The sequence below is a fragment of the Pararhizobium sp. IMCC3301 genome (assembly GCF_030758315.1).
Classification (GTDB): Bacteria; Pseudomonadota; Alphaproteobacteria; order Rhizobiales.
On the sequence record NZ_CP132336.1, the window covers coordinates 4,160,218 to 4,172,065 of the forward strand.

Consider the following 11,848-nt stretch of genomic DNA (forward strand, 5'->3'; position numbering starts at 1 on the left):
AATTGAAAGTGTGAGAGGCGCCCCTTCGGGAGCGCCTCCAGCTCACCAGTTGATCTGCTCCAGCTGATCGAAGTTGATCTGCGCCCCGTCATCAAAGGTCACGGTTCCGGCTGCATCGGCAGACAGATCGAGACTGTCTCCGGTCTGTCCTTCAATCGATCCGCTGGTCAGCGTCAGTGTCCAGCCGGTTCCGTAAGAGGCGCTGTCAAAACCCTGCAATTCAAGGACATCCGTCCAGCCGGCACCACCCACAATGGTATCATTGCCGTCTCCCAGCTCATAGATGAAGATGTCATCTCCCGCACCACCGGACAGAAAATCATTGCCGGTGCCGCCGGTCAGAGTGTCATTGCCGTCTTCGCCGTAAATCGTATCAGCGCCGCCGCCGCCGGAGATGATATCGTTTCCGGCACCGCCAGACAGGGTTTCGGCCGCATTGGAGCCAATGATCGTATCATTGCCACTGCCGCCTTGAACTTTTTCGAAGCCGGACACTGTGGTGCCATTGGACCCGCCGCCCCGGGCCGTGCCTGCAGCGAGATTGATGGTAATATCGGCGCTCGACTGAACTTCCAGAGTGTCCGTCCCGGCACCGCCGTCGAGAATGTCGGGACCATCGCTGAGAATGATCACATCATTGCCGGTGCCCCCCATGATCGTGTCGCCTCCGGTGCCGCCCTGAAGGGTGTCATTTCCTTCAAAACCGTAAACCACACGGCCGCCTGAACCGGTGACAGAAACGACATCGTCCTGCGCCCGGCCGAAATAGAACGTGACCTCTTCTTCGTAGACCCGTCCATTATTGTCTGTGGCCCTGATTGTCATCGGACCAACGGTGTTGCCCTGACCCATTCTGCCGTCATAAGTGAGCTGACCAGTTGCGGGATCAATTTTGAATTTATTCGAACTATCATTTATCAGCGTGAAACTATGGGATGTACTTCCCGGATGCGCATTGAAATTCGCAGTAGCCACCACGTTTTTGCCAGTGAAATTCGACTTCAACGCTGAGTTTGGCGCAAATTTAATGTCCGGCTCATAGACATCAATAACATCAACAGTCAGCGTTTCAGTATATGTCGCTCCGCCATCGTCGGTGACCCGGACATTCAACTGATGTACAGTGCTGTCCTCGTAGTCGATATTCGCATCCGCGCGAATCTGGATCTCATTTCCAACGATGATAAAATGCGGATCAGTCACCACGTTTCCATTGTCGTCCACGAGATCATATGTGAAGACGCCGCCTTCCTTGTCGGTCGCAGTCAGAGTGGCAACCGTTCCGGAGGTGCTGTTTTCTCTGACTGAAGCGGTTCCTTCATTTAAGAAGGTCACTGCACTGACATAATAGTCACTGGAGCCGGAAGTGTTGACCTGACCACCGGGGAATTCCTTCGCCGTAAACACGATCCGGTCAAAGCTGCCGCCATCACTGGCGCTGACCTGAAGTGAAGCGGTGATCTCGCCGGGCGCATTGTCAATCAGTCCGCTGCCAACTTCGACACCATCACGATAGGCCGTCCAGATACCCTCTTCTCCGCCATTGCCTTCCGATCCATAAAGCCGGTCGACATCAACTGCGACACTGGTCTGGTTGGCATCAAAATCAAATATCAGCTGTTCGGAAATATTCTGCGCCGCGTTGAATTCAATCTGGCTGGCCACATCGCCGGCGTCGCCATTGGCTCCGAGCCCGCTCGCAGTGATCGAAACGTTTTCAGCTGATTCCGCCGTCAGAGTTCCATCGGGATTGATATTCCGCGCGGTTATCGTCACGCCGGAAAGAGTTCCAACGTTGCTGGTCGTCAGCGTCTGGGAGGTCAGGAACTGAATGTCAGTTGGCGCATCATTGACGGGCGTAATATCCAGCACCGCTGTTGCAGTGTCCGTTGTCGTGCCATCTGACACAGTAAACGCAAACGGTACATCATTGGCGTTGAGATCGGCCACCGGCGCAAAGGTCCAGGTGCCGTCGCCATTGTCGGTCAGCGTGCCGTAGTCGGCAGCTACCGTGACGGATGTCACCGACAGCGTATCGCCATCGATATCAGTTGAACTCGCCAGCAGATCAGCTTCAGTGATGACAAAGCTGGTATCTTCGGGGGTAGCACCCAGATCAACATTGCCTGCGACCGGTCCGTCATTGACCGCTGTGATGTCGAGTATGGCTGTGGCGTTATCGGTCGTCGTGCCATCTGACACGGTAAACGCAAACGGTACATCATTGGCGTTGAGATCAGCCACCGGCGCAAAGGTCCAGGTGCCGTCGAGATTATCGGTGAGGGTGCCGTAGTCCGCCGAGACTGTGACGGATGTCACCGACAGCGTATCGCCATCAATGTCAGTGGATTGTGCCAACAGATCTGCTTCGGTAATGGTGAATGACGTATCTTCCGGGGTTGCGCCCAGATCAACATCTCCAGCGACAGGTCCATCATTAACTGGTGTAATATCCAGCACCGCCGTGGCCGTGTCTGTTGTGGTGCCGTCGGAGACGGTAAACGCAAACGGCACATCATTGGCATTGAGATCCGCCACTGGCGCAAACGTCCAGGTGCCATCGAGATTGTCGGTCAGCGTGCCGTAGTCGGCAGCTACCGTGACGGAAGTCACCGACAGCGTATCGCCGTCAATGTCTGAGGCACTCGCCAGCAGATCTGCTTCGGTGATCGTGAATGACGTATCTTCCGGGGTGGCTCCCAGATCAACATCACCGGCGACCGGCCCGTCATTGACCGCAGTGATATCCAGCACCGCCGTTGCATCATCCGTTGTGGTGCCGTCAGAGACAGTAAACGCAAACGGCACATCATTGGCATTGAGATCAGCCACCGGCGCAAAGGTCCAGGTGCCGTCGCCATTGTCGGTCAGGGTGCCGTAGTCCGCCGAGACTGTGACGGATGTCACCGAAAGCGCATCGCCATCAATGTCGGTTGAACTGGCCAACAGGTCAGCTTCGGTAATGACAAAGCTTGTATCTTCCTGGGTTGCACCCAGATCAACATTGCCGGCGACCGGTCCGTCATTGACTGCTGTGATATCGAGAATGGCTGTGGCGTTATCGGTCGTCGTGCCGTCAGAGACGGTAAACGCGAACGGCACATCATTGGCGTTGAGATCGGCTACCGGCGCAAACGTCCAGGTACCGTCGCCATTATCGGTGAGGGTACCATAGTCGGCAGAGACGGATACCGATGTGACACTGAGTGTATCGCCGTCAATGTCAGAAGAACTCGCCAAGAGGTCAGCTTCGGTAATCGTGAAGGACGCATCTTCCTGGGTAGCACCTAGATCGACATCACCGGCCACAGGTCCGTCATTGACCGCTGTGATATCCAGCACCGCTGTTGCCGTGTCTGTTGTGGTGCCATCTGACACAGTAAACGCAAACGGTACATCATTGGCATTGAGATCAGCCACCGGCGCAAACGTCCAGGTGCCATCCAGATTGTCGGTGAGGGTACCGTAGTCGGCAGAGACTGAGACAGATGTGACACTGAGCGCATCGCCGTCGATATCAGAAGAACTCGCCAAGAGGTCAGCTTCGGTAATCGTGAATGAAGTATCTTCCTGGGTAGCACCCAGATCAACATTGCCGGCGACCGGTCCATCATTGACCGGCGTGATATCCAGCACCGCAGTGGCAGTGTCCGTTGTCGTGCCGTCGGAGACAGTAAACGCAAACGGCACATCATTGGCGTTGAGATCGGCCACCGGCGCAAACGTCCAGGTGCCATCCAGATTGTCGGTGAGGGTACCGTAGTCGGCAGAGACTGAGACAGATGTGACACTGAGCGCATCGCCGTCGATATCAGAAGAACTCGCCAAGAGGTCAGCTTCGGTAATCGTGAATGAAGTATCTTCCTGGGTAGCACCTAGATCGACATCACCGGCCACAGGTCCGTCATTGACTGGTGTAATATCCAGCACGGCTGTGGCGTTATCGGTCGTTGTGCCGTCAGAGACGGTAAACGCAAACGGCACATCATTGGCATTGAGATCCGCCACTGGCGCAAAGGTCCAGGTGCCGTCGCCATTATCGGTGAGGGTACCATAGTCGGCAGAGACGGATACCGATGTGACACTGAGTGTATCGCCATCAATGTCCGAAGAACTGGCCAGCAGATTGGCTTCGGTGATGGTGAATGACGTATCTTCCTGAGTTGCCCCGAGATCGACATTGCCTGCGACAGGGCCGTCATTAACCGGCGTGATATCGAGAATGGCAGTGGCCGTGTCGGTTGTCGTGCCATCTGACACGGTAAACGCAAACGGCACATCATCGGCATTGAGATCAGCCACCGGCGCAAAGGTCCAGGTGCCGTCGCCATTGTCGGTCAGCGTGCCATAATTGGCAGAGACTGTGACGGATGTCACCGACAGTGCGTCGCCATCGATGTCGGTTGAACTGGCCAGCAGATCCGCTTCTGTAATGACAAAGCTGGTATCTTCCGGGGTTGTACCCAGATCGACATTGCCAGCGACAGGTCCGTCATTGACCGCTGTAATATCCAGCACCGCAGTTGCAGTGTCGGTTGTCGTGCCATCAGAGACGGTAAATGCAAACGGCACATCATTAGCATTGAGATCAGCCACCGGCGCAAAGGTCCATGTGCCGTCCAGATTGTCGGTCAGGGTGCCGTAATCAGCTGAGACGGATACCGATGTCACAGATAGAGCGTCGCCGTCGATATCAGAAGAACTCGCCAACAGGTCCGCTTCGGTAATGACAAAGCTGGTATCTTCCGGAGTGGCACCCAGATCGACATTGCCTGCGACAGGACCGTCATTGACTGGAGTGATGTCGAGAATGGCAGTTGCAGTGTCTGTTGTGGTGCCGTCTGACACGGTAAACGCAAACGGCACATCGTCAGCATTGAGATCAGCCACCGGCGCAAAGGTCCATGTGCCGTCGCCATTGTCGGTCAGCGTGCCATAATTGGCAGAGACTGTGACGGATGTCACCGACAGTGTATCTCCATCGATGTCAGACGAACTGGCCAGCAGATCCGCTTCAGTGATGATGAATGACGTATCTTCCGGGGTTGCACCGAGATCAACATTGCCAGCGACAGGGCCATCATTGACCGGCGTGATATCCAGCACCGCAGTTGCAGTGTCCGTTGTCGTGCCATCTGACACAGTAAACGCAAACGGAACATCATTGGCATTGAGATCAGCTACCGGTGCAAAGGTCCAGGTGCCATCCAGATTGTCTGTCAGGGTGCCGTAATCAGCTGAGACGGATACCGATGTGACAGATAGAGCGTCGCCATCAATGTCAGTGGATTGTGCCAGCAGATCCGCTTCAGTGATGATGAATGACGTATCTTCCTGAGTTGCCCCGAGTTCAACATTGCCGGCGACCGGTCCGTCATTGACGGGAGTGATATCCAGCACGGCTGTCGCAGTGTCCGTTGTAGTGCCGTCAGAGACAGTAAACGCAAACGGTACATCATTGGCATTGAGATCAGCCACTGGCGCAAAGGTCCAGGTACCGTCGAGATTATCGGTGAGGGTGCCGTAGTTGGCAGCCACCGTGACGGATGTGACAGATAGAGCGTCGCCATCAATGTCAGTGGATTGCGCCAGCAAGTCGGCTTCGGTGATCGTGAATGACGTATCTTCCGGGGTTGCACCCAGATCAACATTGCCAGCGACAGGACCGTCATTGACTGGAGTGATGTCGAGAATGGCTGTTGCAGTGTCCGTTGTCGTGCCATCTGACACGGTAAACGCAAACGGTACATCATTGGCGTTGAGATCAGCTACCGGTGCAAAGGTCCAGGTGCCGTCGAGATTATCGGTGAGGGTACCGTAATCGGCTGACACCGTGACGGATGTGACAGATAGAATATCTCCATCGATGTCAGTGGAGCTCGCCAGCAGATCCGCTTCGGTAATAACAAAGCTTGTATCTTCCTGTGTTGCGCCCAGATCAACATTGCCAGCGACCGGTCCGTCATTGACTGCTGTGATGTCCAGCACCGCTGTTGCAGTGTCTGTCGTAGTGCCGTCAGAGACGGTAAACGCAAACGGTACATCATTGGCGTTGAGATCAGCCACCGGCGCAAAGGTCCATGTGCCGTCGAGATTATCGGTGAGGGTACCGTAATCAGCTGAGACGGATACCGATGTGACACTGAGTGTATCGCCATCGATATCAGTTGAGCTGGCCAGCAGGTCGGCTTCAGTGATGACAAAGCTTGTGTCTTCCGGGGTTGCACCCAGATCAACATTGCCGGCAACAGGACCATCATTGACTGGAGTGATGTCGAGAATGGCTGTGGCGTTATCGGTTGTCGTGCCATCTGACACGGTAAACGCAAACGGTACATCATTGGCGTTGAGATCAGCCACTGGCGCAAAGGTCCAGGTGCCATCCAGATTGTCTGTCAGCGTGCCGTAGTCGGCTGACACGGAAACAGATGTGACACTGAGTGTATCGCCATCGATATCAGTTGAGCTGGCCAGCAGATCCGCTTCAGTGATGATGAATGAGGTATCTTCCTGGGTTGCCCCGAGATCGACATTGCCGGCGACAGGGCCGTCATTCACAGCAGTGATATCCAGCACGGCTGTCGCAGTGTCCGTTGTAGTGCCGTCTGACACGGTGAATGCAAACGGTACATCATTGGCATTGAGATCAGCCACTGGCGCAAAGGTCCAGGTGCCATCGAGATTGTCGGTGAGGGTGCCGTAGTTGGCAGAGACGGATACCGATGTGACACTGAGTGTATCGCCGTCAATGTCAGAAGAACTCGCCAAGAGGTCAGCTTCGGTAATCCTGAATGAAGTATCTTCTGGGGTTGCACCCAGATCAACATTGCCGGCGACAGGGCCGTCATTGACTGGCGCAATATCCAGCACGGCTGTCGCATCGTCTGTCGTCGTGCCGTCGGAGACAGTAAACGCAAACGGCACATCATTGGCGTTGAGATCAGCCACTGGCGCAAAGGTCCATGTGCCATCGAGATTGTCGGTGAGGGTGCCGTAGTTGGCAGCCACCGTGACGGATGTCACCGACAGTGCATCGCCGTCGATGTCAGAAGAACTGGCCAGCAGATCCGCTTCAGTGATGATGAATGACGTATCTTCCGGGGTGGCTCCGAGATCAACATTGCCGGCAACAGGGCCATCATTGACTGGTGTAATGTCCAGTATGGCTGTTGCAGTGTCTGTTGTGGTGCCGTCAGAGACAGTAAAAGCAAAAGGTACATCAATGGCATTGAGATCAGCCACCGGCGCAAAGGTCCAGGTGCCGTCCAGATTGTCGGTCAGGGTGCCGTAGTTGGCAGCGACGGATACCGATGTGACACTGAGTGTATCGCCATCGATATCAGAAGAACTGGCCAGCAGATCAGCTTCTGTAATCGTGAATGACGTATCTTCCGGGGTTGCACCCAGATCAACATTGCCAGCGACAGGGCCGTCATTGACTGGCGCAATATCCAGCACGGCTGTCGCATCGTCTGTCGTCGTGCCGTCGGAGACAGTAAACGCAAACGGCACATCATTGGCGTTGAGATCAGCCACTGGCGCAAAGGTCCATGTGCCATCGAGATTGTCGGTGAGGGTGCCGTAGTTGGCAGCCACCGTGACGGATGTCACCGACAGTGCATCGCCGTCGATGTCAGAAGAACTGGCCAGCAGATCCGCTTCAGTGATGATGAATGACGTATCTTCCGGGGTGGCTCCGAGATCGACATTGCCAGCGACTGGTCCGTCATTAACGGGAGTGATGTCCAGCACGGCCGTGGCGTTATCGGTTGTGGTGCCATCTGACACAGTGAATGCAAACGGTACATCATTGGCATTGAGATCAGCCACCGGCGCAAAGGTCCAGGTACCATCCAGATTATCGGTGAGGGTGCCATAGTCAGCTGAGACTGTGACGGATGTCACTGATAGTGTATCGCCGTCGATGTCTGAGGAACTGGCGAGCAGATCAGCTTCAGTGATGACAAAGCTGGTATCTTCCGGGGTAGCCCCGAGATCAACATTGCCAGCGACAGGACCGTCATTGACTGGCGTGATGTCCAGCACGGCCGTGGCGTTATCGGTCGTCGTGCCATCTGACACAGTAAACGCAAACGGTACATCATTGGCATTGAGATCAGCCACCGGCGCAAAGGTCCAGGTGCCGTCGCCATTGTCGGTCAGCGTGCCATAATTGGCAGAGACTGTGACGGATGTCACCGACAGTGCGTCGCCATCGATGTCGGTTGAACTGGCCAGCAGATCGGCTTCGGTAATGACAAAGCTGGTATCTTCCGGGGTTGCTCCCAGATCAACATTGCCAGCGACAGGACCGTCATTGACTGGCGCAATATCCAGCACGGCTGTCGCATCGTCTGTCGTCGTGCCGTCGGAGACAGTAAACGCAAACGGCACATCATTGGCGTTGAGATCAGCCACTGGCGCAAAGGTCCATGTGCCATCGAGATTGTCGGTGAGGGTGCCGTAGTTGGCAGCCACCGTGACGGATGTCACCGACAGTGCATCGCCGTCGATGTCAGAAGAACTGGCCAGCAGATCCGCTTCAGTGATGATGAATGACGTATCTTCCGGGGTGGCTCCGAGATCAACATTGCCGGCAACAGGGCCATCATTGACTGGTGTAATGTCCAGTATGGCTGTTGCAGTGTCTGTTGTGGTGCCGTCAGAGACAGTAAAAGCAAAAGGTACATCAATGGCATTGAGATCAGCCACCGGCGCAAAGGTCCAGGTGCCGTCCAGATTGTCGGTCAGGGTGCCGTAGTTGGCAGCGACGGATACCGATGTGACACTGAGTGTATCGCCATCGATATCAGAAGAACTGGCCAGCAGATCAGCTTCTGTAATCGTGAATGACGTATCTTCCGGGGTTGCACCCAGATCAACATTGCCAGCGACAGGGCCGTCATTGACTGGCGCAATATCCAGCACGGCTGTCGCATCGTCTGTCGTCGTGCCGTCGGAGACAGTAAACGCAAACGGCACATCATTGGCGTTGAGATCAGCCACTGGCGCAAAGGTCCATGTGCCATCGAGATTGTCGGTGAGGGTGCCGTAGTTGGCAGCCACCGTGACGGATGTCACCGACAGTGCATCGCCGTCGATGTCAGAAGAACTGGCCAGCAGATCCGCTTCAGTGATGATGAATGACGTATCTTCCGGGGTGGCTCCGAGATCGACATTGCCAGCGACTGGTCCGTCATTAACGGGAGTGATGTCCAGCACGGCCGTGGCGTTATCGGTTGTGGTGCCATCTGACACAGTGAATGCAAACGGTACATCATTGGCATTGAGATCAGCCACCGGCGCAAAGGTCCAGGTACCATCCAGATTATCGGTGAGGGTGCCATAGTCAGCTGAGACTGTGACGGATGTCACTGATAGTGTATCGCCGTCGATGTCTGAGGAACTGGCGAGCAGATCAGCTTCAGTGATGACAAAGCTGGTATCTTCCGGGGTAGCCCCGAGATCAACATTGCCAGCGACAGGACCGTCATTGACTGGCGTGATGTCCAGCACGGCCGTGGCGTTATCGGTCGTCGTGCCATCTGACACAGTAAACGCAAACGGTACATCATTGGCATTGAGATCAGCCACCGGCGCAAAGGTCCAGGTGCCGTCGCCATTGTCGGTCAGCGTGCCATAATTGGCAGAGACTGTGACGGATGTCACCGACAGTGCGTCGCCATCGATGTCGGTTGAACTGGCCAGCAGATCGGCTTCGGTAATGACAAAGCTGGTATCTTCCGGGGTTGCTCCCAGATCAACATTGCCAGCGACAGGACCGTCATTGACTGGCGCAATATCCAGCACGGCTGTCGCATCGTCTGTCGTCGTGCCGTCGGAGACAGTAAACGCAAACGGCACATCATTGGCGTTGAGATCAGCCACTGGCGCAAAGGTCCATGTGCCATCGAGATTGTCGGTGAGGGTGCCGTAGTTGGCAGCCACCGTGACGGAGGTCACCGACAGTGTATCTCCATCGATGTCAGAAGAACTGGCCAGCAGATCCGCTTCAGTGATGATGAATGACGTATCTTCCGGGGTGGCTCCGAGATCGACATTGCCGGCGACCGGCCCGTCATTGACTGCTGTGATGTCCAGCACCGCTGTTGCAGTGTCTGTCGTCGTGCCATCTGACACAGTAAAAGCAAAAGGTACATCATTGGCATTGAGATCAGCCACCGGCGCAAAGGTCCAGGTACCATCCAGATTATCGGTGAGGGTGCCATAGTCAGCTGAGACTGTGACGGATGTCACCGACAGTGCATCGCCGTCGATATCAGAAGAACTCGCCAACAGGTCCGCTTCGGTAATGACAAAGCTGGTATCTTCCGGGGTGGCACCCAGATCGACATTGCCAGCCACTGGTCCGTCATTGACTGCTGTGATGTCGAGAATGGCTGTGGCGTTATCGGTCGTCGTGCCATCTGACACAGTAAACGCAAACGGAACATCATTGGCATTGAGATCGGCCACCGGCGCAAAGGTCCATGTGCCGTCCAGATTATCGGTCAGGGTGCCGTAGTCAGCGGAAACCGAGACAGATGTGACACTGAGTGCATCGCCATCGATATCAGAAGAACTGGCGAGCAGATTGGCTTCGGTAATGACAAAGCTGGTATCTTCCTGGGTTGCACCCAGATCGACATTGCCAGCCACTGGTCCGTCATTGACTGCTGTGATGTCCAGTATGGCTGTTGCAGTGTCTGTTGTGGTGCCGTCAGAGACAGTAAACGCAAACGGAACATCATTGGCATTGAGATCAGCCACTGGCGCAAAGGTCCAGGTCCCGTCCAGATTGTCGGTCAGGGTGCCGTAGTTGGCAGCGACGGATACCGATGTGACACTGAGCGTATCGCCATCGATGTCTGAGGCATTTGCCAGCAGATCCGCTTCAGTGATGACAAAGCTTGTGTCTTCCTGGGTTGCACCCAGATCGACATTGCCGGCGACCGGTCCGTCATTGACTGGAGTGACCGTGATAATTCCGCTGCCGGGGATGGAGGTCTCACCGTCACTGACAAGAAAAGTGAGATCAATCTGTCCGTTGAAATCGGCATCCGGCGTGAAAATCCATGTTCCGTCCAGATTGTCTATCAGTGTGCCGCCGCTGACCGAGAGGGTGCCGGCGGTCAGAGCATCTCCGTCCGCATCCTTGAAATTGGCAAGCAGCATGTCCTGCGTAATCAGCCTGGATGTATCTTCTGCGGTGCTGGTTGCAAACAGGTCCAGCTCTACCGGTGCTCTGTTAGGTGCGTCGTCGGTGCCGGCGCTGAAGTCTGAAGTGCTACCGGCCGGTGTCGGTGAAACGGCCAGGCTGAAAGTGTCAGGTGCCGGAGAATTTGCCGGATTGAATGCGTCAGGGCCAGCCGGGTTGATGTCCGTGCCAGGCAAAGCTGCCGCCTCATCGGATGCAATTCCGCTCGTTGATCTGCTTTCCGGGGCCAAGGACACTGTCTTCTGATTAGTGGCGCCATCGGAAGTGGAGCTGTCTTCCTGATCGGATAACGTCGCCAACGCCTGATCATCAAAAGCGAAAGGCGTGAAAATCGTGGTCGAATCCAACATGCTGTCGGGCAGGAAGGCTTCATGTCCGTTGCCCAGATTTTCGTTCCCGAAATCAACCGGGCTGTCTTTCAAAATGAAGTCATGCGCATCATCGCTTAGCCGGTTTGTACCCTGGCCGCTGGATGAGGCTGCGCCTTCCTTGGCAAGTAACTGCGGTCTGGAAGATTTCGACTCTAATTTGCTCATGCTTTGCTCCGACTACCGCGACCGATACGCAGTTTGTCTCAAGCATAGAGAGCGTTGATCCATAATGGCGCGTTAATGGACACGTTAGAATCCA

At 55.2% G+C, this 11,848-nt stretch carries 1 protein-coding gene; it reads right to left on the reverse strand.

Annotated elements, in window-relative coordinates:
- Nucleotides 1-42: 42 nt before the first annotated feature.
- Nucleotides 43-11,754, reverse strand: a complete 11,712-nt coding sequence (locus RAL88_RS19855) for a cadherin-like domain-containing protein (protein ID WP_306265851.1) — start codon at nucleotides 11,752-11,754, stop codon at nucleotides 43-45.
- Nucleotides 11,755-11,848: the final 94 nt, after the last annotated feature.